The organism is Nonomuraea sp. NPDC049684 (assembly GCF_044465345.1).
GTDB lineage: Bacteria > Actinomycetota > Actinomycetes > Streptosporangiales > Streptosporangiaceae > Nonomuraea.
Genome location: NZ_JBITLO010000016.1, coordinates 94,369 through 119,657, shown reverse-complemented (window position 1 = coordinate 119,657; position 25,289 = coordinate 94,369). Strand labels below are relative to the sequence as shown.

The following is a 25,289-nucleotide window of genomic DNA, read 5'->3' as shown; positions in this document are numbered from 1 at the left end:
CTCTCCGATGGGACGCGTACTGCTCGCGGCCCCGCGCGGTTACTGCGCGGGCGTCGAACGGGCCATCTTCTCCGTGGAGGAGGCGCTGCGGCGCTTCGGGCCACCGGTTTACGTGCGCAAGCAGATCGTGCACAACACGTTCGTGGTGGCCGACCTCACCGAGCGCGGGGCGGTCTTCGTCGACGAGCTCGACGAGGTGCCGGACGGCGCGCTGGTGATCTTCTCGGCCCACGGCGTCTCCCCCGCGGTCCGGCAGGAGGCCGGGGGCCGCGGCCTGCGCACGATCGACGCCACCTGCCCCCTGGTCACCAAGGTGCACAAGGAGGCGGTGCGGCTGGCCGAGGCCGGTCACGAGATCGTGCTCATCGGCCACGCCGAGCACGAGGAGGTCGAGGGCACCCTCGGCGAGGCGCCCGGCCGCATCCACGTCGTCGATCCGGCCCGGCCCCACGAGGTCACCGCGAGCGGCGCGGCGCGCATGACCTGGCTGTCGCAGACCACCCTGTCGGTCGACGAGACCATGGGCGCCGTCGCCGAGCTGCGCGACCGTTTCCCCCAGCTCGCCGACCCGCCGAGCGACGACATCTGCTACGCCAGCCAGAACCGCCAGGAGGCGATCACCCGCATCGCCCCCCGCTGCGACCTGGTCATCGTCGTCGGCTCGGCCAACTCCTCCAACTCCCGGCGGCTGGTCGAGGTCGCGCTGCACGCCGGCGCCCCCGCGGCCCACCTGGTCGACCGCGCCGCCGACGCCGACCCGCGATGGCTCGACGGCGTCGGCACGGTCGGGGTCAGCTCCGGCGCGTCCGTGCCCGACGTGCTGGTCGACGACCTGCTCGGCTGGCTCGCCGGCCACGGCTACGCCGACGTGGAGCCGGTGACCGTGACCGAGGAGACGCTCACCTTCTCCCTCCCCCTGGAACTCCGTTCCTCCCGCAACCCCGGCTAGACCCCACACCGAGATTGGCGGTGCACCATGACAGAAACGACCGACTCCAGCGTGCCTGTGAACGGCAACGGACAGCTCAGCCTCAGTACCGAGGCCGCCAAACAGCTCGCGACCACCACCAAGACGCCCCCGCAGATGCAGGAGATCACCTCCAGGTGGCTGCTGCGGCTGCTGCCGTGGGTGCAGTGCTCCGGTGGCGTGTTCCGGGTCAACAGGCGCCTGACGTACACGCTCGGCGACGGGCGCATCACGTTCTCCACGACCGGCTCGGACGTGCGGGTCATCCCGGCCGAGCTGACCGAGCTGCCCATGCTGCGCGGTTTCGACGACATGGAGGTGCTCGAAGCGCTGGCCGACCGCTTCCAGCAGCGCGAGGTCGAGCCGGGCGAGGCCATCGTCAGGGAGGACGACCCGGCCGACCAGCTCGTGCTGATCGCCCACGGCCGGGTCGGCAAGGTCGGGCAGGGCGCCTACGGCGACGAGCAGAACCTCGGCGTCCTGGCCGACGGCGACCACCTCGGCGAGCAGGCGCTGACCGGCGGCGGCACGTACGACTTCACCGCCACGGCCAAGACGCACACCACCGTGCTCACCCTGTCCAGGCAGACCTTCGAGCAGCTCGCCGAGCAGTCCCCGTCGCTGCGCGAGCACATCCAGAACTGGCGCGCCTCCGGCGACCACGCCACGAACGCCTACGGCGAGGCCGCGATCGACATGTCCTCCGGCCACTCCGGCGAGGTCGCGCTGCCCGGCACGTTCGTGGACTACGAGCAGTCCCCCCGCGAGTACGAGCTGAGCGTCGCCCAGACGGTCCTGCGGGTGCACAGCCGGGTCTCCGACCTGTACAACCAGCCGATGAGCCAGCTCGACCAGCAGCTCCGCCTCACGATCGAGGCGCTGCGCGAGCGCCAGGAGCACGAGCTGATCAACAACCGGGAGTTCGGCCTGCTGCACAACGCCGACTTCAGCCAGCGCATCCGCACCCGTTCCGGGCCGCCCACGCCCGACGACCTCGACGACCTGCTGGCCGTGGTCTGGAAGGAGCCGGCCTTCTTCCTCGCGCACCCGCAGGCCATCGCCGCGTTCGGCAGGGAGTGCAGCAAGCGCGGCCTCTACCCGCAGGCCAGCGAGGTCAACGGCCACCGCATCCCGGCCTGGCGGGGCGTGCCGATCTTCCCGTGCAGCAAGATCCCGGTCTCCGGCAAGCGCACCACGTCGTTCCTGCTCATGCGGACGGGCCAGGAGAACCAGGGCGTCGTCGGCCTGCACCAGACGGGCATCCCCGACGAGTACCAGCCGAGCCTGTCGGTGCGCTTCATGAACATCAACGAGAAGGCGATCATCTCCTACCTGGTCAGCGCCTACTACTCGGCCGCCGTCCTGGTGCCCGACGCGCTCGGCGTCCTGGAGGACGTCGAGCTCGGCAGGAACGGCTAGCAGCCCCTTCGTCCGTCCGGTCCAAGAATTGGTGGTGTTTGTGTTGACGGAGTCGGATCAGCGGCTGAGCCTGGATACCGCCGCGGCGCGAAAACTCGCCACGACGACCAAGACGCCTCCGCAGATGCAGGAGATCTCCTCCCGCTGGTTGCTGCGGATGCTTCCGTGGGTGGACACCGCCGGCACCTATCGGGTGAACCGGCGGCTCACCTACATGGTCGGCGGTGGCCGGGTGAGCTTCTCGCGCACCGGCGCCCGGGTGCGGGTGGCGCCGCCGAGCCTGACCGAGCTGCCGCCGCTGCACGGGCTCGACGACGACCGCCTGCTCGACACCCTCGCGGGCCTGTTCGAGCAGCGGGAGTACGCCCGCGGCGACACGATCGCGCGGGCCGGACGGCCGGCTGACGAGATCATCCTGGTCGCCGATGGCCGGGTCACCCGGTTCCAGCCGGGCGACTACGGCAACCGCCTGGTGCTCGGCACCCTCGGCGAGGGCGACCACGCCGGGACCGAGCCGCCGGGCGAGCGGGCCGTACGGCACGACACGCTGGAGGCCGCCACCAGGTGCACGGTGCTGGTGCTGCCGTGGGAGGAGCTGCGCGCGCTGGCCGAGAGCACGCCCGCCCTGCGCGACCGGCTCGAACGCCACCGCGCCCGGCGGGCGGCCCCCCAGACCAAGCACGGCGAGGCGGCCATCGAGCTGTCAGCCGGCCACCACGGCGAGCACGCGCTGCCGGGCACGTTCGTGGACTACGACCCGGGCCCGCGCGAGTACGAGCTGAGCGTGTCGCAGACCGTGCTGCGCGTGCACACCCGGGTCGCGGACCTGTTCGGCGACCCGATGGACCAGACCGAGCAGCAGCTCAGGCTCACCGTCCAGGCGGTGCGCGAGTCGCAGGAGCACGAGCTGGTCAACAACCGCGACTTCGGCCTGCTGCACAACGTCGACCCGAGCCAGCGCATCCGCACGCTGACCGGGCCGCCCACCCCCGACGACCTGGACGACCTGGTCAGCCGGCGCAAGAAGTCGCGGTTCTTCCTGGCCCACCCGCGGGCCATCGCGGCCTTCGGCCGGCAGTGCAGCGCGAGGGGCGTCTATCCCGACACCGCCGAGATCGAGGGCGTGCCCGTGCAGTCGTGGCGGGGGGTGCCCATCCTGCCGTGCGACAAGATCCCGATCAGCCGGGCCGGCACCACCTCGATCCTGTGCATGCGCACCGGCGAGAAGGACCAGGGCGTCGTGGGCCTGTTCCAGACCGGCGTCCCCGACGAGCGGGAGCCGGGGCTCAGCGTGAAGCTCACCGGCATCGACCGGAAGGCGGTCATGTCGTACCTGGTCAGCGCCTACTACTCGTGCGCGGTGCTGGTGCCCGACGCGCTCGGGGTGCTTGAGGACGTGGAGGTCGCGAGCTGATGGCTCAACCGTTCGAGCTGCCCGACTTCTACATGCCGTACCCGGCGCGGCTCAACCCGCACCTGGAGGAGGCCCGTACGCACGCCAAGCAGTGGGCGCGCGAGATGGGCATGCTGGAGGGATCGGGCGTCTGGGAGGAGGCCGACCTCGACGGCCATGACTACTCCCTGATGTGCGCCTACACCCACCCCGACTGCGACGGCGCCGAGCTGTGCCTGATCACCGACTGGTACGTCTGGGTGTTCTTCTTCGACGACCACTTCCTTGAGGTCTTCAAGCGCTCCGGCGACATCCAGGGCGGCAAGCGGCACCTCGACCGGCTGCCCCGGTTCATGCCGATGGGCGATGACCTGTCCATGCCGGAGCCGGCCAACCCGGTCGAGGCGGGCCTGGCCGACCTGTGGCTGCGCACGGTGCCGGGGATGTCGGCCGACTGGCGGCGGCGGTTCGCCGAGAGCACCCGCCACCTGCTCAACGAGTCGATCTGGGAGCTGTCCAACATCAACGAGGGCCGGATCGCCAACCCGGTCGAGTACATCGAGATGCGCCGCAAGGTGGGCGGCGCGCCCTGGTCGGCGGGGCTGGTCGAGCACGCGGTGGGGGCCGAGATCCCCGCGCGGCTGGCCGGCACCAGGCCGCTGCGGGTGCTGAAGGACAGCTTCTCCGACGCCGTGCACCTGCGCAACGACCTGTTCTCCTACGAGCGCGAGGTCAGGGACGAGGGCGAGCTGAGCAACGGCGTGCTGGTGCTGGAGACGTTCCTCGGCTGCACGACGCAGGAGGCCGCCGACGCCGTCAACGACCTGCTCACCTCGCGCATGCAGCAGTTCGAGCACACCGCGCTGGCCGAGCTGGGCCCGCTCTTCGTCGAGCACGCCGTCGATCCGCTGTCGGCGATGGGCGTGCTGGCCTACGTCAAGGGGCTGCAGGACTGGCAGTCCGGCGGGCACGAGTGGCACCTGCGGTCGAGCCGCTACATGAACAAGGGCGCGAAGACGGCCCGGCCGCTCGGCGCGAAGTCGCTGATCGCCGGCACGGGGGCCAAGCGGCTGCGCAACTTCGCCCACACCGGGCGGCAGCGCGTCGGCCCCTCGCAGATTCCCGAGCTGTACATGCCCTTCGAGCTGCGCCTGTCCCCCCACCTCGACCGGGCCCGGCGCAACGCGGTGACCTGGTGCGCGTCCATGGGCCTGCTGGAGGCCCAGCCGGGTGTCGTGGGCTCGGCGGTCTGGGACGCCGGCAAGCTGGCCGACTACGACCTGCCGTTGTGCGCGGCGGGCCTGCATCCCGACGCCACCCCCGAGGAGCTGGACCTGGCCTCGTACTGGCTGTGCTGGGGCACCTACGGCGACGACTACTTCCCCGTGGTCTTCGGCCGGTCGGGCAACCTGGCGGCGGCCAAGGTCACGGTGTCCAGGCTCGCGGCGTTCATGCCGCTGGACGGCACGCCGGCGCCGCCGCCGGTGAGCGCGCTCGAACGCGGCCTGGCCGATCTGTGGGCGCGTACGGCGGGGCCGATGCCGGCCGGCGCCCGCGCGCAACTGCGGCGGTCGGTCGTGACGATGTGCGAGGGCTGGCTCTGGGAGCTGGGCAACGAGACGGCCCGGCACATCCCCGACCCGGTGGACTACCTGGAGATGCGCCGGCTCACCTTCGGCTCGGAGCTGACGATGAGCCTGTGCCGGCTGCGGCACGCGTACGCGCTGCCCGATGCGCTGTACGAGAGCGGCCCGATGCGGGCGCTGGAAAACGCGGTCATGGACTGCGGGATGTTGCTGAACGACATCTTCTCGTACCAGAAGGAGATCGAGTTCGAGGGCGAGCTGCACAACTGCGTCCTGGTGGTCCAGAACTTCTTCGACTGCGACTACCCGGCCGCGCTCGGCATCGTCAACGACCTGCTGACCTCGCGGATGAAGCAGTTCCAGCACATCGCCGCGCACGAGCTGCCGATCCTGTGCGACGACCTCGGGCTCGACTGCGCGGCCAGGCAGGCGCTCGACGCGTTCCTGGCCGACTGCCGCCACTGGCTGACCGGCATCCTCAACTGGCATCGCGGCTGCCTGCGCTACGACGAGCCGTCCCTGCGCCGGCACCACCGGCCGCCGGTCTTCCGGCTGTCGGGCCCGCACGGGCTGGGCACGTCGGCGGCGACCCTGGTCTACAGCGGCACGTCGTACGGGCGCGGAGCGTAGAACCAGCCCATCATGCGCAGCAGCCGTCGCAGGTGCGGCGTGACGTTGTGCAGCCGGATCCACCGTTCGTCCGGGGGCAGCGCGGGCAGCGCCAGCACCCGCAGCCCGGACAGGTCGACGAAGGCCAGCTCGCCGGTGTCGACCACGATGTACGTGCTGCCCCCGCGCGAGTCGGACAGCGTGCTGGCGAGCGCGGAACTGTTGGTGACGTCGACCTCTCCGGACAGGGCGACGGCCGGGGCTCCGGGGACGACCCGCAGCCTGATGCTGAGCTGCCCGTCCTGATAGAGCAGCCGCTCTCCGAGATCGTTCACGACGTGCGCACCCCCCAACAGCTATGGACAGGGGGTTGCCGGTGGGATGACCGTCAGGTTCCCCCCGGCCGTGGTGGCCGCCCTGAGGAGGTCGCGGTTCCTTCGCCGCGCTGACGATTAACCCGAAACCAGATTACACGAAGTATGTTTCACTATGTGATGTTCAGGAGAATATGACCGAATTGCAGCCCAATAATGAAGGGCTGCACCGGTCCCCGCAGACGCACGAAGCCGGCCCAGCACGCAGGGCTGGGCCGGCTTCGGACCGTCCTCGTGGCGGGGCCCGCACGTGTCCCGCCGCGGCCGATCCAGAGGCGTTCGGCAAGGTGCCGCCACGAGGGTCGTGGCTGCCGGAACGCCTTCAGGTCAGCCTGACGGGCGCGCGGACGGGCCGCCGCCGGTCAAGCGGTCTCAGTTGTTGTCGCCGTAGTTGCTCTGGGCGTCCAGGACGTTGAGCTCGATGTCCTGGAGGTGCAGGGCGGTGAGGACGTCGATGTACTTGACGGAGTCGTTGAGGACGTCGTTGGCCAGCGTCAGGTCGTCCAGGATGGACAGCTGGCTCAGGATGGCCTTGCCGCCGTTGTAGGCGTTGGGGCCGACGTCGGCCGAGGCGCTCGTGGCGGTGAACCCGAACAGCGCGCCGGCGATGGCTGCACCGGTGAGAATGCGACGCATCATTTTTTACTTCCCTTTCATCGGAATCGGCGCAGCGGTGCGCGTCATCATTTATTACCCGCCTCCCGAGTGGCAGGATTTTCGCGAATAACGATCTCGTGGGGTCGCGGTGGGCCGCAAGGAAAATATGCTAAGCCAAAGTCAAGTACCCGCACTTATTCCTTGGCCGTCGGCCGGGCGAAAGACATCCCGAAATGCCCCGAAATAATGTGACTCGTCGGGCACGGCGGGTTGTTTTATCCCCATACTCCCGGAGCAGGTAATCGGGAGAAGTCGCTTGAAACGCCGTGCCGTGACGGTGGCACGGCCGGCCACGCGGGGGTGCCGAATATGCCATGAACGGACTACTGCGCTTGTTGGCAATTGCATTGGCGCACACCATTGTGTGCGTTTCCCATTCGATGCCCGCGCAGGGCGCTGTGGGCTGCCATCCGCACGGGTGCCGCGCGCAGGCTCCGGCCGTCCGGTCGGCGGCCGGCTCGATCGCGCTGCGGGCGGCGATCGAGATGATCGGCGTCCCGTACTCGTGGGGCGGCGGCGGTCCGGGCGGCCCCGGATTCGGAATCGGCAAAGGGGCCAGGACCTGGGGATTCGACTGCTCGGGCCTCACCGAGTACGCGTGGGCGCGGGCCGGCGTGGCCATCGGGACGACGACGTACGAGCAGTGGCGGTCCGGGATCCGGATACCGCGGGAGGAGATCCAGCCCGGGGACCTGGTGTTCTACGACAGCGACGTCGACACCCCCGGCCCCGAGCACGTGGCGCTCGCGGTGGACGGCACGCAGATCGTGCACGCGCCCTTCAGCGGCGAGTTCGTCCGGCTCGACGCGCTGGAACGGCCGCGCTTCCTGGGCGTCGTACGCCCGAGCCCGGGCCGCTCCGACGCCTAGGCCGAGCCTGGTGCGCCTACGCGTGAGCCCCGCGGCCCAGGTCGTCCTGCAGTGATCGTCCTGGGCCGCGAGGCGTTCAGAGCTCGGTGCGCACCAAGCCCGTGCCGTGGCCTCGCGAAATGCCACGGCCCGTACTTTCGGTCCACCTCAAGGCACCAGGAAGGCGACCTTGGCCGGGCGGCTCCGCGCATTCTCCCGCGGGTCGCCGATCGTCTTCCTGCCTACGCCACGCGAGGAGGCTCAGTTGTTGTCGCCGTACTTGTCCTGGTTGTTGAGGACGTTGGCCTCGATGTCGTTCAGGTGCAGCAGGGTGAGGATGTCGATGTACTTGATGGAGTCGTTGGCGACATCGTTCAGCGCCGTCAGGTCGTCGAGGATGCTCAGCTGGCTCAGGATGCTCTGCCCGTTGTTGTACGGGTTGGGGCCGACGTCGGCGGACGCGGCGGAGGCGGAGAAGCCGAGAGCGGTGACCGCGATAGCTGCACCGGCCAGAATGCGACGGATCATGTTTGCTTTCCTCCATGGATCGGCGCTGAATTTGTGCGCCATGGTCGTTTGTGCAGGGCTGTGAGGTGCCGCAAATAACCATCGCGGCAGGCAGCGAAAATCGCAACTCGGAAAGCCCTAACGAAGGTCAAGGGGACGCCTCGATTTCTTGGCACTCGGTTTCCGCGCTCATCGACGGGGCACTGCATATATCCCGGTGCGGCTGCCCGGCGAACGGGATTCTTTTGGCCTTCCGGCGGTGATGTTGGGGCGTTCGTGCCCGGCCGTTCAGGCAACGATCACCCGAAACTTGAGGAACGACCTACGACGAACGGCGCACCCGGGGCGCCATTGGTTATCCAGGTGATTGCCCCGCCGGACGGTTCCGCTATTACCGGACGGCGGCCGAGCCCGGCGTCCCCTCCCCGGCCGGACGGCGAGAACGGCCCGCACCAAAACCGCTCCCTCCCCAAGGAGCGGGAGGGAGCGGGGTGGGGGCCGGGTCAGGGGGTGATCAGGTGATCGAGGGCGCTGGTCAGGCGGTGGAGGGCGGCCAGGGATTCGCGGGCGGCGTCGTGGCCGAGCACGTCCACCAGGCGCTCGGCGAAGTCACGGTGGCCCGGGACGATCCCGGCGACCGCCTCGCGGCCCGCCTCCGTCGGCTGGAGGAGCTTGGCGCGGCGGTGGGCGGGGTTGGGCCGGTATTCGGCCAGGCCCCTCTCCACCAGCAGGTCGGCGATCCGCTGCACCCCCTGGCGGGTCATGCCCATCACCCGGGCGATCCCCGCCACGGGCAGCGGCTCCCCCAGGACCGCGCCCAGCACCTGCCACCAGGCCGCCGTCATGCCCGCCGGCCTGGCCAGCTCCTCGGCCACGTGCAGGAACTGGCCGTTGAGCCGGAACGAGGCCAGAGCCAGACCGGACAGCAGCTCGGCCGCCACGCTCTCCCCGCCGTCACCGCTTCCGCCACCGCCCCCGTCGCGGCGGGCGGGGTGATCTTCGGGGGCGGGGCCGCCGGCGGGGGTCATGCGGCCATCAGCACCTCGAACGCCGAGGCGTCGCTCTCGCCGAACAGGCGGTACCAGGCGTCGAGGACGTCGGGCCGGTAGACGTCGAGCCGGCGGAAGATCTCCCGGGCGAAGGCGACGGGCTCGGTGGGGCCGGCGGTGACCAGGTCGCCGTCGAGCACGGCGTCCGTCTCCTGGTAGCGCCCGGCTCCGGCGTAGCCCCGCTGGGCCCCCAGGTACGGCAGCGCCGCGCTGGTGTGGTCGCGCTCGTCGAGCAGGCCCTCGCGGGCGAGGCCGGCCGTGGCGCCGCAGATGGCCGCCACCGGCACCTCCGCCTCCAGGAACTCGCGCGCCTTGCGGGCGAAGGGCGCCAGCTCGTCACCCGCGTCCCACAGGTCGGCCCCCGGCAGGATGAGCAGCGAGCTGCCCTCGGGCGTGAGCCGGTCGAGCGCGAGGCCCGGGGTGACCCGCAGGCCGCCCATGCTGACGACGGGCTCGCCGGTCAGGCCGACGTTGACGATCTCGTACGCCCCCGGCTCGCGCTGGAAGCGCCCGCTGCGCAGATGGGCGGTCGCGTGCCCGGTCTCCCAGTCGGCGAAGGTGTCGTAGACGGCGTGGTGAATGATTCCCTTCATGACAATATGCTGTCATTTCGACAGCATGTTGTCAATGGAGAACCGTGCGAGGATAGGCGCCATGGCACAGATCGTCGGCGGAGGACGGCCGGTCAACGACGCCGAACGGCGCGTGATCTCCTACTTGCGCGACCACGCCCCCGCCGACTGGCTGCTGCTGCACAACGTCGAGGTCCCGCGCGGCGACGACGTGTTCGAGGTCGACCTGCTCGTGCTGACCGCCCACTCGCTCGTGGTCGTCGACGTCAAGGGCACCCGCGGCCGCATCGAGGTGTCCGGCACCCGCTGGTACCCGCCGCGCCGGGAGGCGTTCGGCTCTCCGGTGACCAAGCTGCGGGGCACGGCCAAGGCGCTCAAGGGCCTGCTGGTGTCCAGGGCCACCCAGCTCGAACGCGTCTACGTCGACAGCCTGGTCGTGCTCACCTCGCCCGACGCCGAGCTGGTCGACCAGGCCGGCCGCGACGCCCCCAACGTCACCGACCTGCCCGGCCTGGTGGCCACGCTGGGCGACGTCTCGCGGGTCAGGCGGGGATGCAGCCCCGACGTGCGGCCCTACCTGACGGCGGTGCTCGACGCGCTCAACCAGACCGTGCGCCGCAGCACCGCGCCGCCCAGGTTCGGCAACTGGGAGGTCGAGGAGCAGCTCGGCGGCGACGCCAAGGTCACCGAATACCGCGCGTTCAACGCCACGCTGCCGGGCAGCGAGACCGTGCTGCTGCGCGTCTACCAGGCCGACCCGCTGGCCGACCAGGAGGCGCGGGCCGCCGAGCGCCAGCGCATCGCCAACGCCTACCAGTCGCTGGCCCGCATCCCGCCCCATCCGTGCGTCGTGCGCTCGCGCGACTTCTTCGCCATCGACGACGAGAGCCGGTTCGTGCTGGTGCTCGACGACGTCCACGGCGAGGCGCTGCACCTGTCGCTGGGCAAGGGGGCCCGGCTGGGCGTGATCCAGGACCTGCTGCGCGGGCTCGCGCACGCGCACGCCAACGGCGTCGTCCACCGGGCGCTCACCCCTGGCTGCGTGCTGGTCACCGACGACGGGCACGCGGTGCTGACCGGCTTCGACTACGCCAAGCCGGGCCCGCGCAACTACACGGTCGCCCACGAGCTGGGCAACGTGCTCGACGCCCATTACGTGGCGCCCGAGTGCCAGGAGCGTCCCGACCGGATGACCACCGCGTCCGACGTCTACGCGGCGGGGGCCATCGCCTACCAGCTGCTCACCGGGCAGCTCCCGACCAGCTCCGACGCCCACGGTCCCGACGTCCCCGACGTGGTGCGCCGGATGCTCGACCACTCCCCGGCCAAGCGGCCGACCGCCGCCGAGGCGCTCGACGCGCTCCAGGGCGTGCCGTTGCAGCAGTCGCGGCTGCGGCGGCTGGTCCGCCGTCTGGTCTCCGGCCCCTGACGTCCTCCTCAGGCCGGCAGGCTGCGGCGCAGGGCGCTGGCGTGCCTGAGGTAGTCGAGGGCCAGGCCGGTGCGTCCGGCCGAGCGGTGCAGCTCGCCGAGCAGCTGGGTGGCCGACGCCTCACCGCTGCGGTCGCCGAGCTCCTGGAAGACCTCCAGCGAGCGTTCGAGGCCGGTCGAGGCGCGGGTCAGGTCGCCGCGCGCCGCCTGGAGGCCCGCGAGGCTCTGCAGCGCGTACGCCCCGCAGTGCCGGTCGCCGAGCGACTCGAAGATCTCCAGGGCGTGCCGGTGGAACGACATCGCCTGGTGCAGCCGGCCCATCTGGAGGCACACGCAGCCTTCCCGGTGGGCGTCCCCGAGCTCCTGCGCCAGCCGCATGGCCGCGCCGAGCGACTCCGCCGCCTGGACGAGGTCGCCCGAGGTCAGGCAGGCCCGGCCGATGGCCTGCCGGGCGAACGCCTCGCCGTGCCGGTCCTCTGAGGCGACGAACATGGCCAGCGCCCGGCGCAGGTGCCCGAGCGACTGGAGGTGCCGGCCGCGGAACTGGTTCACGGCGCCGAGCCCGCAGATCGAGGTCGCCTCGGCCCTGACGTCCCCTATTTCGTGAAATATCTGGCGGGAGAGGGCGAAGCCCTCGGCGGACTCCTCGTACCGGTCCTGGTAGAGGCTGACCTGGGCCAGGCCCCTGAGCATGGCGGCCTCGCCGTACCGGTCGCCGGCGGCGCGGGCGGCGGCCAGGGCGGCGGTGTGCGTACGGCGCCAGGTGCCGAGGTGACAGTGCAGGTCCAGGTAGGGCACCATGGCGGCGGCCAGCCCCCATGCCGACTCGGCCAGGCCCAGCTCGGCCGCCAGGTCCACGGCTCCGGCCAGCGCCTCGTGCTCCGACTCGAACCAGGTGATCGGGTCGGCGGTGAGCCGGTCGAGCGTGCGCGCGGGCAGCCGCCACCTGGCCGCCCTGGCCGCGGTGAGGCTGAAGACGGTGGTGGGCAGGCGGGCCATGGCGTGCTCCGTGGTGGCCGTCCAGGCCGCCAGCACCCGGGCCAGCGCGGCGCGGTCGGGGGCGCGGTCGCGGGCGTGCCTGCCGACGAGGTCGGGCACCCGGTAGCGCGGCTGGCCGACGTCGTCGGTGCCGACCGGGTCCAGCAGGTGGACGTCCACGAGCAGGTCGGTGACGTCGTGCGCGCCGTGCCGGCCGAGTGCCGCGTCCACCACCCAGCCCGGCTGCGCCCCGGCGGCCGGCCCGAGGACGCCGAGCGCGCTCAGGGTACGGGCGGCCTCCGCCGGCAGCCCGCGGTACCCGGCGTCGAGGCAGGCCCGCACCTCCTTGAGCTCGGCCAGCCAGTCCTCCTCAAGCCGCTCGCGCAGCACCGACAGCGACCAGCCGGGCCGGGCCGCCAGCCGGGCTCCGGCGGCCCGGACCGCCAGGGGCGAGCCGCCGCACAGCGCGACGACGGCCAGGGCGTCGGCCGGTTCGCGGGCCACCCTCTCGGCCCCGGCGACGCCGCCGAGCAGCGCCAGCGACTCCTCCGGCGACAGCTCGCCGAGCTCGACGCGCAGCGCGCCGGGCAGCTCGGTGATCCGCCGTCTGCTGGTCACGATCACGGCGCTGTCGTTGCCGGGGAGCAGCGGGCGTACCTGGGCGGCGTCGCGGGCGTCGTCCAGCAGGACCAGCATCGGGCGTTCGGCCAGCAGCGACCGCAGCAGCGCCGACCGCTCGCCGGGCGTCGGCGGCGCGCCGGTCACGCCGAGCGCCCGCAGCGCCTCGGCCAGCAGCTCGCCCGGCGCCCGGCCGCCCAGCTCCAGGTAGAGCTGCCCGGCGGGGAAGGCAGGGCGCAGGCGGTGGGCGGCGTGCACGGCCAGCGCCGACTTGCCCGCGCCGGGCGGGCCGGAGATCACCGCGACCGAGAACGTCCCGGCCAGCGCGGCCAGGGGGGCGGCCCGGCCGATGAAGTCCGGCAGGTCGGGCGGGAGCTGCCGGGGCACGGCCGGCGCCGCGCGGCCCTCGTCGGCCAGGATCAGCTCGTACGCGCCGCGCAGCTCGGCCCCCGGCTCGACGCCGAGCTCGTCCACGAGCTGGTCGCGGACCGCCGCGTACGTGCGCAGCGCCTCGGCCTTGCGGCCCCCGCGGTGCAGGGCGAGCAGCAGCCGGCCCCACAGGTCCTCCCGGTAGGGGTGCTCGACCAGCAGGCCGCGCAGCTCGTCGGCGGCGCCGTCGTGGTCGCCGGCCTTGAGGCGCCGCTCGATCAGCGACTCGGCGGCGCGCAGCCGCAGCCGGTGGAGGTGCTCGATCCGGCGGTCCCAGACCGGGCTGCCCGGCAGGTCGCTCAGCGGCGCGCCGCGCCAGAGGGCGAGGGCCGCGTCGTAGTCGCCCCGCCGGGCCAGCTCCTCGAACAGGCGCAGGTCGAGCGCGCCGTCGGCGACGTCGATCGTGTAGCCGGCCCCGGCGGCGCGCAGGCCGACCGGGCCGAGCTGGGACCGCAGCGAGCTGACGTAGGTGCGCACGTTGGCCAGCGCCGACCGCGGCGGACGCCCCGGCCAGAGCACCTCGGCGAGCCGGTCGGCGCCGACCACCTGCCCCGCCTCCAGCAGCAACGTGGCCAGCAGCATGCGGGGTTTGCCGCCGGAGATCCGTAGGGGACGGCCGGCGGAGCGGATCTCCAGCGGGCCGAGGACGTGGAAGGTGACCGTCATGACAGCATCAGCCCCTTTACGGGAGATCTGACAGCTCTTTGTATCGGTTCTGGATGATTCTTGTGCGGCCAATGCGGACTCTGGTGTCACAGATCCCACTGGAAAGGATCACCCCATGAAGCTCAGCCGATCAATGGTCGCCGGCCTGGCATTGTTACTCGGCCTCGGCACGACGGCCCCCGCCTTCGCCGACCCGGAGCCGGAGTCCGCGCAGGCGCAGCTCCTCGCCACGAACTTCCAGATGCCGTTCCCCTGCGGCCAGACCTGGACCGGCAACTCCAGCGCGAGCAGCGCCCACCAGTCGTGGGAGATCGACTTCAACCGGGGCAGCACCGCCGACGCCGACCTCGGCGACCCGGTCGTGGCCGCCGCCTCGGGAACGGTGGCGATCTCGGCGCACCAGGGCTCGACCAACGGCTACGGCAACCTCGTCAAGATCGACCACGGCGGCGGCTGGTCCACCTACTACGCCCACCTGAACACCCGGCTGGTCAGCGCCGGCCAGTCCGTCTCGCAGGGCCAGCAGATCGGCACGGTCGGCAACACCAGCAAGCCGGGCAACAACATCAGCCCCCACCTGCACTACGAGGTGCGGCTGGGCACCAGCTACCCGTCGAACATCCAGAAGGCCGTCTTCAACGGCGTCACCTTCGGCTACCCGGTGCAGACGCTGAGCTCGAAGAACTGCGGCGGGTCCAGCAACCCGTACACGCCGCAGGAGGCCTGCGGCGCCGGGTACGACGTGATCGACTCGGCCGGGCTCGGCAGCGACGGGACCGTCTACCTGCTCTACAACAACTCCAACGGCAACAACTGCGTGGTCACCATGAAGGCGAAGTCGCTCGGCACGCCGACCGCGACGACCGCCTACCTGGAGGTGCAGGGCAGCACCAGGAAGACGGACTCCGGCAGCTACGGCTACTACGCCGGCCCGGTCTACGCCGCGGCCGCGAACACGTGCGTCAAGTGGGGCGGCAAGGCGGGCGCCTCGGCCTACGACAGCCCGTTCGAGCACTGCGGCTGAGGCCGGCTCAGGCAGGCGTGATCGTGTCGAGGACGTCGATCACGTACAGCATGGGCCTGTCCCCCGGGGACCCCACGGCCAGCCGGCTGCCGACCTGGCTGCCGACCAGCGCCTCCAGCCAGGCGGGCGGCACCGAGCCGGGCCTGAGCGTGAAGGCGCTGGGACCGCCCTTCCGGTAGGACGAGTCCACCACCGTGCGGGACGGCCAGGACGCGGCCACGTACTGGATGACCACCTTGGAACCCGCCGTGACGTCCCGTCCCGAACCGTCGATGAGGGTCCGGGGCGGGGAGTCCGGCCGCAGGTCGGACGGGATCGCCGGCAGGGCCCGCCCGACGAGCCGCGCGTCGGGCGGGTAGCCGCCGAGGATGTCGAAGACCACCACCAGCGTGTCGGCCGGCGAGACGCCGGTCAGCGGCACGTTCGGGCCCAGGGCCTCCGACGCCGGGCTGACCAGCATCACCCGGCTGCCGGCCGGCCTGCCGATGAGCGAGGCCCGCCAGGTCTCGGAGACCTGCCTGCCGTCGAAGACGACCGTGGTGGGCTGGTTGCCGTCGTAGGTGCTGAGATACGGCTTGTTTCCCGACCATCGCCGGATGTCCACGTCGGCGAGCACGACGTCCCCCGGGACCGTACGCCGGCCGTTGCCCATGGAGAGCACCGTGATCCGCGGCGTGCGTCCCGGCTTCCCCCGAGGTATGGCGACGACGGGCTTGCTGCCGAACGCGCCCGTCACGACGGGCTGCGAGCCATCCTCGGCGACGCCACACGAGGTGGCCAGCATGAGTACGGCAGGCCAGAGCAGGCGCACGATTTCCCCCAAGATGCCAGATCCGAAGGGGTTACTTGCCGCGATCGCCAAAAGGAAAGCTGCGGGTCTCGCCATCTCACGACAAAGGGCGCGGGAGACTGGACCGCGTGAGCAAGCCCAACCTGGCCCGCAGGGTCGCAGAAGCAGCCGAGATCGCGTTGACCACCCGCCACTACGTGACGTTCATCGACGTGGTGACGGGGTTGCGCTGGCTGCGGTCCCGGCACGTGGACCTCTGGCGGCAGGGCCGCGCCGGCACGCTGGCCGAGCTGGCCGCGGTCGACGAGGAGCGGCTGCTCGTCACGGCCGGGCTGCTGCGGGAATGGGCCCTGGCCAAGGGGCTCAGGCCGGTGGACACGCCGTACGTGGCCGGCACCCGCGACCGGCGCGACCTGCGCTTCACCTCCGGCGACGGGCAGGACGCCTTCCGCGTCCACTGGCTCTCGCCCGATCTGAGCGAGGCCCGGGTGCGGCGGCTCACCGAGCGGCAGAGCAAGGCCCCCGACCTGGTGGCCGTGGTCTCGGAGGACCCGTGGACGTGCGCGTCCTGCGGCGACACCGGGCCGTACCTGATCATGGAGGACGACCGGCCCCACTGCCTGAGCTGCGCCGACCTGGACCACCTGGTGTTCCTGCCGTCGGGGAACGCGGCGCTCAGCCGGCGGGCCAAGCAGGAGAGCGCGCTGTCGGCGGTGGTCGTCCGGTACAACCGGCGGCGCAAGGTCTACCAGCGCCAGGGCGTCCTGGTCGAGGAGGGCGCGCTGGCCGCGGCCGAGGAGCGCTGCCTGGCCGACGAGGAGGCGCGGCTGCGCCGCCGCGAGCGCGACCAGGTGCGCAGGGCCGAGCAGGACGTCGCCTTCCAGGCGGCGATGGCGGCCGAGATCGCCCGGCTGTTCCCGGGCTGCCCGGACGGGCGGGCCCGCGAGATCGCCGAGCACGCCGGCCGGCGCGGCAGCGGCCGGGTGGGCAGGACGGCGGCGGCCAGGGCGCTGGACGAGAACGCCATCACGCTGGCGGTGATCGCGTCGGTCCGGCACCTCGACACCGACTACGACCGCCTGCTCATGTCCGGCGTCCCGCGGATGGAGGCCAGGGACCGGATCAGGGACGCCATCGAGGCCAGGCTCGCGGAGTTCCGGCGACCGCCCCGGTGACCGCGCGGGCCCGCCTTCGGTACCGTCCATCCCATGGACGACTGGCACACCGTACGTGCGGAACTGCGGGCCTTCGCGCTGGGGCTGCCCGAGACCCACGAGGACCATCCGTGGGGCGAGACGGTCATCAAGGTCAACAAGAAGGTCTTCCTGTTCCTCGGCCTGGACGAGCAGACGGAGAAGTGGGCCCCGACGTTCGGCGTGAAGCTGCTGTCGGAGGCGCACGGCCACGCGCTGACCGTCGAGGGCGCGGCCCCCAGCGGGTACGGCCTGGGCAGGGCCGGCTGGGTGACCGTGCCGTTCCTGTCGGCGCTGCCCGAGACCGACGTGCTGCTCGACTGGGTCGAGGAGAGCTACCGGACCATCGCCCCGAAGCGGGCGGTCAAGCTACTGGACGGCGAGCCGTAGCGCGAAGGCGACCAGCAGCACCCCGGTCACCCGCTCGACCCTGGCCCGCACCCGGGGCCTGCGCAGCAGCGCGCTCACCCGGTCGATGATCACGTTGTAGAGGCTGAACCAGAGCACGTACAGCACGGCGATGATGGCCGACAGCAGCAGGGCCCGGCCCAGGGTGTCGCCGTGGCCGGGCAGGAACTGCGGCAGCCAGGTCACGAAGAGCAGCAGCACCTTGGGGTTGAGCAGGTTCGACAGCAGCCCCCTGCGCACGTGCACGAGCGGCGAGCCGGTCGGGGGCGCGGCGCCCTCCACGGCCTTGGCCCGGTTCCGGCTCGACAGCAGGGCGTGCACCCCGAGCCAGAGCAGGTAGCAGATGCCGAGGGCGCGCACCACGGTGAAGGCGGTGGGCGAGGCGGCCAGCAGCGCCGACAGGCCGACCGCGGCGGCCGCGGCGTGCACGGACAGGCCCAGCAGGCCGCCGAGCATGGTCAGCAGGCCGGCCACGCGGCCGTGGGCGAGGGAGTTGCGCATGATCAGGGCCGCGTCGGGGCCGGGGATCATGATCATGATGAGCGTCGTGACCGCGAAGGTCAGCAGCATGGCGGGGGTCTCCCGGAGCTGGGGGCGCGCTCCCGCCCGACCCGCCGGGTGTGCGGCGGTCGCACGGTCACGCGGGCGAACATCGTCAGTGCCTTGTGGGCACCGGCCATGATATCTGGATCAGTTTGCCGAAATACGCCAAGGAAGGCGATAAGGGACCTCTGTGACGAAAGCCACCGTGAGGTCCCTGATCCGTCCGGCGAGGGCCGCCTCTATTCGGCGAAGGCCGCCAGGGCGATGCCGAGGCCGCGTTCGTTCTGGCCCTGGGCCTTGGCGTCGGTGGAGTTGACCGAGTAGACCACGACGCGGCTCAGGTCCTGGGTGGCGCCGATGCCGGTGGAGCTGCCGTAGCGGGCGCCGGTCTTGCCGTACGCGACGATGCCGCCGGGCAACGTCAGCTCGGTCAGGCCCGAGGTGTAGTGGGCCGGCTCGTCGTCGGTGCCGTACATGGTCACCTTCGGCACGGTGAACATGGGCTTCAGCTGCTCCGCGGGCACGACCCGGCCGCCGAACAGTGCCGTGGTGAACTTCTCCAGGTCGGCGGCGGTGGAGATGAGGTCGCCGGAGGCCCAGGTGGAGGTGACCTCCATCTCGGTGACGTCCACGACGTACCCGCCGCCGTAGGGGAAGGAGTCGGGGAAGCCCTTGGGGACGACCTGGTAGCCCTGGTTGTGCCGACCGTGGATCTTGACGGACGTGCCGGGGAAGTAGCTCTGGTTCATGCCGAGCGGGCGCAGGATCCGGGCGCCGACCTCCCGCTCGTACGACCTGCCGGTGACCTTCTCGATCACCAGGCCCTCGACGAAGGTGTTGATGTTGAGGTAGTGCTGCTTGCTCCCGGGGGTGAACTCGATCGGATTGAGCACGGCCTGGCGGACGTACTCCCGCGGGGTGATCGTCTTGAGGCGGTCGGCGTAGACCCGCTCGAAGCCGCCCTCCGACTTCGGCGCGGGCAGGCCGCTGGTGTGGTTGAGCACCTGGGCCAGCTTGACCGGCGGGTAGTCGGCGGGCAGCAGCCCCGGCAGGTAGTCCTGGACCGTGCGGTCGAGGGAGACCCTGCCCTCGGCCACGAGCTGGAGCACGACCGCCGTGGTCAGCACCTTGGTCACGCTGCCCGCCCGGAACCTGGCCCCCTCCCTGGCCGGGTGCTTGCCGCGCAGATCGGTCACGCCGGAGACGCCGTGCCAGGAGCCGGCCGAGCCGCTGACCCTGACCTCGGCCGCGGTGGCGTCGGCCGCGGGCAGCCCGGCGATGCTCTTGCGCAGCGCCGCCTCGTTGATCGGCGGCACCTGGACGGCGGCGGCGCTGTGGGCGCCTGCCTCCGCGTGGGCGAGGGCGGGGGCGCTCACGGACAGGGCGGACAGGGCGGACAGGGCCAGGACGGCGGCGGCGAGACGGGTGCGCTTCATGGGGATCTCTCCAGGTCACATCGGCTTTCGATGGGACAATCCTGGCCAGGGACCCCCTGGCGGCGGATCGCCGACGACGGCGATCTTCCGGCTCGCTCTCAGGAGGGAGGGGACTCGCCCGATCAGGTGACCGCGAGCCGCCGGGCGTACCGCTCGTCCCGCCACAGCTCCTTGTCCAGCACCTCCAGCAGCGTGGTGGCCGCGTCGTGGACGTCGGCGTAGCCGATGTAGAGCGGCGCGAAGCCGAACCTCAGGACGTCGGGCGCGCGGAAGTCGCCGTGCACCCCCCGGTCGATGAGGGCCCGCATGACCGGGTAGCCGTCCGGGTGGTGGAAGCAGACCTGGCTGCCGCGCGCGTCCGGCTCGGCGGGCGAGACCGGCTTGAGCGCGTCGCCGACCAGGTCGACGAAGAGCGAGGTCAGCGCGACGCTCTTGGCCCGCACCTGGGCCATGGGCACCCGCTCCCAGATGTCCAGCGCCGCCTCCAGCGCGGCGAAGGACACCACGTGCGGCGTGCTGACCGCGAAGCGCCGGATGCCCTCGGCCGGGCGGTAGCCGGTCTCGAAGGCGAACGGCTCGGCGTGGCCGTGCCAGCCGGACAGCACGTTCTCGGCGGTGGCGTGGTGGCGCGGGTTGACGTAGAGGAAGGCGGGCGCGCCGGGTCCGGCGTTGAGGTACTTGTACGTGCACCCGACCGCGAAGTCGGCCTGCGACACGTCCACCTCCATGGCGCCGACGCTGTGGCACACGTCCCAGACCATGAGCGCCCCGGCCGCCTGGACCTGGGCGGTCACCGAGGGCACGTGCCGCCTGGCGCCGGTGCGGTAGTCCACCTCCGACAGCAGCACCACGGCCGCGTCGTCGAAGCGGCCCTCGGCGTAGTCGCGCACCTCGTAGTCGCCGAGCAGCCGGGCCAGGCCCTGGGCGATGTAGTGGTCGGTGGGGAAGTTCCGCGGGTCGGAGACGATCACCTTGCGGCCGGGGCGCAGCCGTACGGCGGCGGCCAGCGCCTGGTAGGCGGCGATCGTGGTGGTGTTGCCCACGACGACCTGGCCGGGGCCGGCCCCGATCAGCGGCGCGAGCCGGTCGCCGGCGGTCAGCGGCTGGTCGTACCAGCCGGCCGCGTTCCAGCCGCCGACCAGTTGGCCGCCCCACTCGTCCTCGACCGTGCGGCGCACCCGTTCGGCGGCGCGGCGGGGCATCGCGCCGAGCGAGTTGCCCACGAGGTAGACGACCCCTTCGGGCAGGACGAACTCGTCCTTGAACGGCCGCAGCGGATCGTCGGCGTCGAGGGCGAGGCAGGCGTCGCGGTCCAGCACGGGTTGTGCTCCTTACGGGGGTGAGATGGTGGCGATTATCCGGTTTACACCATTCTGGTACTCGCGGACGTACCAGTTCTGCACCGGATTGTGGGCCGAGTCCAGCCGGAGCGGCCCCCGCGGGCCGTCGAGCTCCCCCACCCCGGCCAGCGCCTTCGTCAGGTCGCCGCCGGCGGCCGCCGCCCGGTCGATCAGCCGCATCGCGTCCCAGCTCTGGAGCGCGACCGCGGACGGGTTCCGCCCGGTGCGCGCCCGCCACCCCGCCACGAACGCGGCGTTGGCCGGGTTCTCCAGCGCGGGCGACCAGAGCCCGACGCTGACCATGCCCTCGGCGTCCCGGCCGACCGCGCGCAGGACGTCCTCGTCGGCCAGGTTCTGGCAGGCCAGCAGCTTGATCCTGGCATCGTAGCCGAACCGCTTGAACGCCTTGACGAACGCGACCGCCTCCCCGCCCGCGTAGAAGGCGTACAGAAGCCGCGCCTCGCGCGGTATGCGCGCCAGGTACGGCTCCAGGTCGGCCTGCCCGCCGAACGGCGTCAGGATGCGCCTGAGCGGCCCGGCGCCGTATCCCTCGGCGAAGCCGGTCAGGGTCTCGGTGCCCGCGGAGTAGTCGGAGGCCATGAGCACCACGTCCTGGCCGGCGTAGTGCTCGGCGGCGTACCGGCCGGCCGCGTAGCCGTGGGCGCGGTTGGTGTAGGACACCCGGAAGACGCCGGGCCCGCCGAGCTGGTCGGCGCCCGCGTTCGCGATCACCACCGGGGTGCCGGCCGCCTCCTTGACCACCGAGACGGCGACCGGCGAGGCGATCAGGCCGGTGAGCACGTCGGCCCCGCCGTCGATCAGCTTCCTGGCCTGCTCCGCGCCGATCTCCGGGCTGCTGGCGTCGTCGGCCACGACCAGCCGGGCCGGCCGGCCGCCGAGCAGGCCGTGGTGGTCGTCCAGGTAGAGCCGCATGGCGGTCTCCATGTCGTCGCCGAGGGTGGCGTACACGCCGGTCTGCGAGATGATCGCGCCGACCCGTACGGGCTCGTCCTCCGCGGCGAGGGGCACCGCGCCGCCGCAGCCGGCGACCATCAGCGCGACCAGCCCCAGCACGGCAACGCGCATGGGAGCCCCCTTCAGCCCTCGCCCGACGCCCCGGGCACGCGCGGCGTGCGGGCGCCGGTGGCCAGCTATCCCTTGCCGGGGTGCAGCGCGCCGCACCGGTCACACGTGCGGGCCTTCTCGTCGCCGTAGAACGCCTCGAAGACCGGCGGCAGGTCCTTGACGATGTCGCGCACCTGGAGCTCGACCTCGTGGACCTTGGCGCCGCACTCGGCGCAGTACCACTGGAACCTCTCCAGCTCGCCCTCGGGCCTGATGCGCTCCACCACCAGCCCGACGGACCCCGCCTCCGGGCGCTGCGGCGAGTGCGGCATGCGCGCCGGCAGCAGCCACATCTGGCCCTCCCTGACGTGCACGGTCTCGGGGCCGTTCTCGGTCACCACGTTGACGTGCATGTTGCCGCGCACCTGGTAGAACAGCTCCTCGTACGGATCGACGTGGAAGTCGGTCCTGGAGTTGGGCCCGCCGACCACCATCACGATGAAGTCTTCGGCCCCCTCGAAGACCACCTTGTTGCCGACCGGCGGCTTGAGCAGGTGGGCGTGCTCGTCGATCCACTTGGTGAAGTCAATGGGGGGAATCATGGTCGCTCCTGTGGATGGTAGGCGACGGCCTGCATCTCGATGAGCAGGTGCGGGTGCGGGAGCTGATGCACCGCCACCGTGGTCCTGGTCGGACCCTCCTCGTCGAAGAATTCGGCGTACACCTCGTTGTAGCCCTTGAAGTCGTTCATGTTTACCAGGTACGTGGTGATCTGTACGAGATCCGCGAGCGAGCCTCCGGCGGCCGTGAGCAGGTCGCCGACGTTCTCGATGACCGCCCGCGTCTGGGCGCGGATGTCCAGGTCGGTGACGCCGAACCGGTCGGCGCGGGCGCCCGCGAAGGTGCCGTCGGGCCGGCGGGAGCTGGTGCCGGAGACGTACAGGAAGTCGCCCGCGCGCTTGACGTGCGGGAACCGTCCCCGGGGCACGGCCTTGCCGGGGACGCGGATGGCCTCGCGGCTCACGCGCCGAACACCGCCCGCACCGAGCCGAGCCCCTCGATCCTGGCCTCGAACACGTTCCCGGCCTCTACCGGCACGACCGGGCCGAGCGCGCCGGTCAGGACGACGTCCCCGGCGCGCAGCGGGCGGTCGGTGGCGGCCAGCGCGCCGGCCAGCCAGAGGGCGGCGTTCAGCGGGTTGCCCATGCACGCGGCTCCGGATCCGGCCGAGACCTCCTCGCCGTCGCGGGTCATCGTCATCGCCGCCGCGCCGAGGTCGAGGTCGGTCAGCCGCTTCGGCGTGGCGCCCAGCACGTACGCGCCGGAGGAGGCGTTGTCGGCGACGGTGTCGGCGATCGTGATGTCCCAGTCGGCGATGCGCGAGTCGGCGATCTCGATGGCGGGCAGCGCGAACTCCACCGCCCTGATCACGTCCACCAGCGTGAACGGCCCCTCGGTCAGGTCGCTGCCGAACACGAGCGCGACCTCGGCCTCGGCGCGCGGCTGCAGGAACCGCTCCACCTTGATGGGCCGGCCGTCGAGCTCGGCCATGTCGGCGAAGAGCATGCCGTGGTCGGGCTGGTCGATGCCGAACTTCCGCTGCAGCAGCGGGTTGGTGGCGCCGATCTTCCGGCCCACCGGCCGCCGGCCCTCGGCCAGCGCCCGCCGGGTGTTGATGTCCTGCACCGCGTAGGCGTCGGCCACTGTGGTGATGAGGTCCGTGAGCGGCGCGCAGGGCTTTCCGGTACGTGCGGCCTCGACGAGCCGCTCGGCGGCCTGACCCCGGGTGTCGACGGCCAGGGACCATTCGTCATGCATCGGGTTGCTCCAGTTTGATGGTGATCGTGGTGGGCTCGGAGTAGAAGTCGAGCGACTGCGTGCCGCCCTCCCTGCCGATGCCCGACAGCTTCACGCCGCCGAACGGGGTGCGCAGGTCGCGCAGGTACCAGGTGTTGACCCAGACCAGCCCCGCCTCCAGACGCTGGGCCACGCGATGGGCGCGGTCGAGGTTGGTGGTCCAGAGGGTGGCGGCCAGGCCGTACTCGCTGCCGTTGGCCAGGTCGATCGCCTCGGCCTCGCTGTCGAAAGGAGCCACGTGGCACACGGGACCGAAGATCTCCTCTCGATTGAAGCGGGACCACTCCGACAACCCTGTCATTACCGTCGGTTCCACGAAATATCCGGAATCGCGGTGGTCGCCGAACGTCGGGACGCCGCCCCCCGTGAGCACCTTGGCCCCCTCCGAGCGGGCCAGGGCGTAGTAGGACAGCACCTTCTCCCGATGCCCGGCCGAGATCATCGGCTGCGGCTCGACCTCCTGGGCGCGCGCGGCCAGGAGGCCGCAGAAGTCCTCGAAGATCGGCCGCTCGACGTAGAGCCGCTCGGTGCACAGGCACACCTGGCCGCCGTTGGTGAACACCGACTTCACCGTGCCCTCGACGGCCCTGCCCAGGTCGCAGTCCTCGAAGACCAGGCCCGCGTTCTTGCCGCCCAGCTCGAACGAGATCGGCTTGACCCGGTCGGCGGCCGTCTTCATGATCTGCGTCCCGGTCGCGGTCGAGCCGGTGAACGTCACGCCGTCCACGCCCGGGTGCTCGACGAGGAGCTGGCCCGCCGGGCCGTGCCCGAAGATGATGTTGACCACGCCCGGCGGCAGGCCGGCCTCGGCGCAGATCTCGGCGAAGACCGCGGCCGAGCCGGGCGTGTGCTCCGACGGCTTGACCACCACGGTGTTGCCGGCGACGAGGGCGGGGGCCAGCTTCCACGTCATGAGCAGGAACGGCAGGTTCCACGGCACGATCACGGCGACCACGCCGAGCGGCCTGCGCACGGTGTAGCTCAGCACGCCGGCGAGGTGGAAGGCGTCGTCGGGGCGCTGGGAGGCGATCTCGGCGAACGCGCGGAAGTTCGCGATGCCGCGCGGCACGTCGAGCGTGCGGGTCTGGCCGAGCGGCTTGCCGGTGTCGGCGATCTCGGCCGTGACCAGGTCGTCGAAGCGGACCTCGATGCCCTCGGCCAGGCGGCGCAGCCATCCGGCCCGCTCGGCCACCGGCAGCCCCGCCCAGTCGCGCGCCGCCTCCCTGGCCGCGCGCACCGCCCGGTCGACCACCTCAGGATCGGCCTCGTGCACCTGCCTGATCACCGCGCCCGTCACCGGGTCGTGGACCGGGAACGCGTTGCCCGCCGCCACCGGCAGCCCGCCGATGAAATGGGTCAGCACAGCAGCCTCCTCTAGCCTCACTCCCGGTATAGATCGTCGGGCGACGGTCAGACAACAGTCCGGCGGGGGCGGGAACCGCGCGGGCCCGTCAGGCCTCGGTGGCGCCGGTGACACTGAGCCACCCCTCGGCCGGGCCCCTGGCGGACCTGTCCATACAGACATCTTCCGGT

Annotated in this window: 24 protein-coding genes; 9 read left to right on the top strand and 15 right to left on the bottom strand. The window is 71.8% G+C overall.

Features of this window, described 5'->3' with window-relative positions; all coding sequences use genetic code 11:
* Positions 1–7 precede the first annotated feature (7 nt).
* From ACIBST_RS38915 to ACIBST_RS38900, 4 genes are read left to right on the top strand one after another with little or no spacing between them, the layout of a single operon-like run.
* Positions 8–949, top strand: a complete 942-nt coding sequence (locus ACIBST_RS38915) for a 4-hydroxy-3-methylbut-2-enyl diphosphate reductase (protein WP_397178559.1) — start codon at positions 8–10, stop codon at positions 947–949.
* A 27-nt stretch (positions 950–976) separates the two neighbouring features.
* Entirely contained in the window at positions 977–2,386 is a 1,410-nt protein-coding gene (locus ACIBST_RS38910; protein WP_397178558.1) for a family 2B encapsulin nanocompartment shell protein, read from the top strand.
* Between the two features lie 43 nt (positions 2,387–2,429).
* The gene (locus ACIBST_RS38905) at positions 2,430–3,800 is read left to right on the top strand and encodes a family 2B encapsulin nanocompartment shell protein (protein WP_397178557.1); all 1,371 of its coding nucleotides are present in this window, start codon (positions 2,430–2,432) and stop codon (positions 3,798–3,800) included.
* Entirely contained in the window at positions 3,800–5,995 is a 2,196-nt protein-coding gene (locus ACIBST_RS38900; RefSeq protein ID WP_397178556.1) for a germacradienol/geosmin synthase, read from the top strand. The genes ACIBST_RS38905 and ACIBST_RS38900 overlap by 1 nt, the downstream gene beginning before the upstream one ends.
* On the opposite strand, the gene ACIBST_RS38895 is transcribed toward ACIBST_RS38900, so the two are convergent.
* Both ACIBST_RS38895 and ACIBST_RS38890 read right to left on the bottom strand, forming a co-directional pair.
* Positions 5,962–6,309, bottom strand: coding sequence for an STAS domain-containing protein (locus tag ACIBST_RS38895; RefSeq protein WP_397178555.1), 348 nt, complete (start codon positions 6,307–6,309; stop codon positions 5,962–5,964). The two genes, ACIBST_RS38900 and ACIBST_RS38895, sit on opposite strands and share 34 nt — an antisense overlap.
* Positions 6,310–6,720: 411 nt before the next feature.
* Entirely contained in the window at positions 6,721–6,987 is a 267-nt protein-coding gene (locus ACIBST_RS38890) for a hypothetical protein (RefSeq protein WP_352322994.1), read from the bottom strand.
* A gap of 398 nt (positions 6,988–7,385) precedes the next feature.
* On the opposite strand from ACIBST_RS38890, the gene ACIBST_RS38885 reads away from it, so the two are divergent.
* Positions 7,386–7,874, top strand: coding sequence for a C40 family peptidase (locus ACIBST_RS38885; protein WP_397178554.1), 489 nt, complete (start codon positions 7,386–7,388; stop codon positions 7,872–7,874).
* Between the two features lie 240 nt (positions 7,875–8,114).
* On the opposite strand, the gene ACIBST_RS38880 is transcribed toward ACIBST_RS38885, so the two are convergent.
* The 3 genes from ACIBST_RS38880 to ACIBST_RS38870 form a co-directional block, all read right to left on the bottom strand.
* Entirely contained in the window at positions 8,115–8,381 is a 267-nt protein-coding gene (locus tag ACIBST_RS38880; RefSeq protein WP_352322992.1) for a hypothetical protein, read from the bottom strand.
* A 482-nt stretch (positions 8,382–8,863) separates the two neighbouring features.
* Positions 8,864–9,388 carry a MarR family winged helix-turn-helix transcriptional regulator gene (locus tag ACIBST_RS38875; protein ID WP_397178553.1) on the bottom strand — a complete coding sequence of 175 codons (525 nt, stop codon included), beginning with the start codon at positions 9,386–9,388 and terminating at the stop codon, positions 8,864–8,866.
* Complete coding sequence (locus ACIBST_RS38870; protein ID WP_397178552.1) at positions 9,385–10,002, bottom strand: DJ-1/PfpI family protein; 618 nt, start codon at positions 10,000–10,002, stop codon at positions 9,385–9,387. The genes ACIBST_RS38875 and ACIBST_RS38870 overlap by 4 nt, the downstream gene beginning before the upstream one ends.
* Before the next feature lie 61 nt (positions 10,003–10,063).
* Between ACIBST_RS38870 and ACIBST_RS38865 the strand changes: the two genes are divergently transcribed.
* On the top strand, positions 10,064–11,410 hold the full coding sequence (locus tag ACIBST_RS38865; RefSeq protein WP_397178551.1) for an NERD domain-containing protein: 1,347 nt from the start codon (positions 10,064–10,066) through the stop codon (positions 11,408–11,410).
* A gap of 8 nt (positions 11,411–11,418) precedes the next feature.
* On the opposite strand, the gene ACIBST_RS38860 is transcribed toward ACIBST_RS38865, so the two are convergent.
* Positions 11,419–14,100 carry a BTAD domain-containing putative transcriptional regulator gene (locus ACIBST_RS38860; protein ID WP_397178550.1) on the bottom strand — a complete coding sequence of 894 codons (2,682 nt, stop codon included), beginning with the start codon at positions 14,098–14,100 and terminating at the stop codon, positions 11,419–11,421.
* A 115-nt stretch (positions 14,101–14,215) separates the two neighbouring features.
* On the opposite strand from ACIBST_RS38860, the gene ACIBST_RS38855 reads away from it, so the two are divergent.
* Positions 14,216–15,124, top strand: a complete 909-nt coding sequence (locus ACIBST_RS38855; RefSeq protein WP_397178549.1) for a M23 family metallopeptidase — start codon at positions 14,216–14,218, stop codon at positions 15,122–15,124.
* A gap of 7 nt (positions 15,125–15,131) precedes the next feature.
* On the opposite strand, the gene ACIBST_RS38850 is transcribed toward ACIBST_RS38855, so the two are convergent.
* Positions 15,132–15,935 (bottom strand): FKBP-type peptidyl-prolyl cis-trans isomerase, encoded by an 804-nt coding sequence (locus tag ACIBST_RS38850; RefSeq protein ID WP_397178548.1) that lies wholly within the window; start codon positions 15,933–15,935, stop codon positions 15,132–15,134.
* Between the two features lie 107 nt (positions 15,936–16,042).
* On the opposite strand from ACIBST_RS38850, the gene ACIBST_RS38845 reads away from it, so the two are divergent.
* Both ACIBST_RS38845 and ACIBST_RS38840 read left to right on the top strand, forming a co-directional pair.
* The gene (locus ACIBST_RS38845) at positions 16,043–17,089 is read left to right on the top strand and encodes a DUF2293 domain-containing protein (protein WP_397178547.1); all 1,047 of its coding nucleotides are present in this window, start codon (positions 16,043–16,045) and stop codon (positions 17,087–17,089) included.
* 33 nt (positions 17,090–17,122) lie between these two features.
* Entirely contained in the window at positions 17,123–17,497 is a 375-nt protein-coding gene (locus ACIBST_RS38840; protein WP_397178546.1) for an MmcQ/YjbR family DNA-binding protein, read from the top strand.
* Here the strand turns inward: ACIBST_RS38840 and ACIBST_RS38835 are convergent.
* The 8 genes from ACIBST_RS38835 to ACIBST_RS38800 all read right to left on the bottom strand — a co-directional run bounded on the left by ACIBST_RS38835 (position 17,477) and on the right by ACIBST_RS38800 (position 25,119).
* Positions 17,477–18,085: a LysE family translocator gene (locus ACIBST_RS38835; protein WP_397178545.1), complete on the bottom strand. Its 609-nt coding sequence runs from the start codon at positions 18,083–18,085 to the stop codon at positions 17,477–17,479. The two genes, ACIBST_RS38840 and ACIBST_RS38835, sit on opposite strands and share 21 nt — an antisense overlap.
* Before the next feature lie 212 nt (positions 18,086–18,297).
* Entirely contained in the window at positions 18,298–19,494 is a 1,197-nt protein-coding gene (locus ACIBST_RS38830) for a serine hydrolase domain-containing protein (RefSeq protein ID WP_397178544.1), read from the bottom strand.
* A 122-nt stretch (positions 19,495–19,616) separates the two neighbouring features.
* Positions 19,617–20,813 carry a kynureninase gene (kynU, locus tag ACIBST_RS38825; RefSeq protein ID WP_397178543.1) on the bottom strand — a complete coding sequence of 399 codons (1,197 nt, stop codon included), beginning with the start codon at positions 20,811–20,813 and terminating at the stop codon, positions 19,617–19,619.
* Positions 20,814–20,825: 12 nt separating this feature from the next.
* A complete protein-coding gene (locus ACIBST_RS38820; protein ID WP_397178542.1) occupies positions 20,826–21,920 on the bottom strand; it encodes an ABC transporter substrate-binding protein in 1,095 nt (364 codons plus the stop codon).
* Between the two features lie 65 nt (positions 21,921–21,985).
* Positions 21,986–22,501 carry a 3-hydroxyanthranilate 3,4-dioxygenase gene (locus tag ACIBST_RS38815; protein ID WP_397178541.1) on the bottom strand — a complete coding sequence of 172 codons (516 nt, stop codon included), beginning with the start codon at positions 22,499–22,501 and terminating at the stop codon, positions 21,986–21,988.
* Positions 22,498–22,923, bottom strand: a complete 426-nt coding sequence (locus ACIBST_RS38810; RefSeq protein WP_397155475.1) for a RidA family protein — start codon at positions 22,921–22,923, stop codon at positions 22,498–22,500. Before ACIBST_RS38810 ends, ACIBST_RS38815 begins: the two co-directional genes overlap by 4 nt.
* Positions 22,920–23,717, bottom strand: coding sequence for a 2-keto-4-pentenoate hydratase (locus tag ACIBST_RS38805; RefSeq protein WP_397178540.1), 798 nt, complete (start codon positions 23,715–23,717; stop codon positions 22,920–22,922). The genes ACIBST_RS38810 and ACIBST_RS38805 overlap by 4 nt, the downstream gene beginning before the upstream one ends.
* Positions 23,710–25,119, bottom strand: a complete 1,410-nt coding sequence (locus ACIBST_RS38800; RefSeq protein ID WP_397178539.1) for an aldehyde dehydrogenase family protein — start codon at positions 25,117–25,119, stop codon at positions 23,710–23,712. Before ACIBST_RS38800 ends, ACIBST_RS38805 begins: the two co-directional genes overlap by 8 nt.
* Positions 25,120–25,289 lie beyond the last annotated feature (170 nt).

Bases quoted from the DNA above. Each gene is read 5' to 3' on its own strand.
- ACIBST_RS38865 (WP_397178551.1), top strand. From the start codon at position 10,064: ATGGCACAGATCGTCGGCGGAGGACGGCCGGTCAACGACGCCGAACGG.
- ACIBST_RS38870 (WP_397178552.1), bottom strand. From the start codon at position 10,002: ATGAAGGGAATCATTCACCACGCCGTCTACGACACCTTCGCCGACTGG.
- ACIBST_RS38915 (WP_397178559.1), top strand. From the start codon at position 8: ATGGGACGCGTACTGCTCGCGGCCCCGCGCGGTTACTGCGCGGGCGTC.
- ACIBST_RS38805 (WP_397178540.1), bottom strand. From the start codon at position 23,717: ATGCATGACGAATGGTCCCTGGCCGTCGACACCCGGGGTCAGGCCGCC.
- ACIBST_RS38900 (WP_397178556.1), top strand. From the start codon at position 3,800: ATGGCTCAACCGTTCGAGCTGCCCGACTTCTACATGCCGTACCCGGCG.
- ACIBST_RS38890 (WP_352322994.1), bottom strand. From the start codon at position 6,987: ATGATGCGTCGCATTCTCACCGGTGCAGCCATCGCCGGCGCGCTGTTC.
- ACIBST_RS38880 (WP_352322992.1), bottom strand. From the start codon at position 8,381: ATGATCCGTCGCATTCTGGCCGGTGCAGCTATCGCGGTCACCGCTCTC.
- ACIBST_RS38860 (WP_397178550.1), bottom strand. From the start codon at position 14,100: ATGACGGTCACCTTCCACGTCCTCGGCCCGCTGGAGATCCGCTCCGCC.
- ACIBST_RS38815 (WP_397178541.1), bottom strand. From the start codon at position 22,501: ATGATTCCCCCCATTGACTTCACCAAGTGGATCGACGAGCACGCCCAC.
- ACIBST_RS38830 (WP_397178544.1), bottom strand. From the start codon at position 19,494: ATGAAGCGCACCCGTCTCGCCGCCGCCGTCCTGGCCCTGTCCGCCCTG.
- ACIBST_RS38885 (WP_397178554.1), top strand. From the start codon at position 7,386: ATGCCCGCGCAGGGCGCTGTGGGCTGCCATCCGCACGGGTGCCGCGCG.
- ACIBST_RS38855 (WP_397178549.1), top strand. From the start codon at position 14,216: ATGAAGCTCAGCCGATCAATGGTCGCCGGCCTGGCATTGTTACTCGGC.
- ACIBST_RS38835 (WP_397178545.1), bottom strand. From the start codon at position 18,085: ATGCTGCTGACCTTCGCGGTCACGACGCTCATCATGATCATGATCCCC.
- ACIBST_RS38875 (WP_397178553.1), bottom strand. From the start codon at position 9,388: ATGACCCCCGCCGGCGGCCCCGCCCCCGAAGATCACCCCGCCCGCCGC.
- ACIBST_RS38820 (WP_397178542.1), bottom strand. From the start codon at position 21,920: ATGCGCGTTGCCGTGCTGGGGCTGGTCGCGCTGATGGTCGCCGGCTGC.
- ACIBST_RS38910 (WP_397178558.1), top strand. From the start codon at position 977: ATGACAGAAACGACCGACTCCAGCGTGCCTGTGAACGGCAACGGACAG.
- ACIBST_RS38840 (WP_397178546.1), top strand. From the start codon at position 17,123: ATGGACGACTGGCACACCGTACGTGCGGAACTGCGGGCCTTCGCGCTG.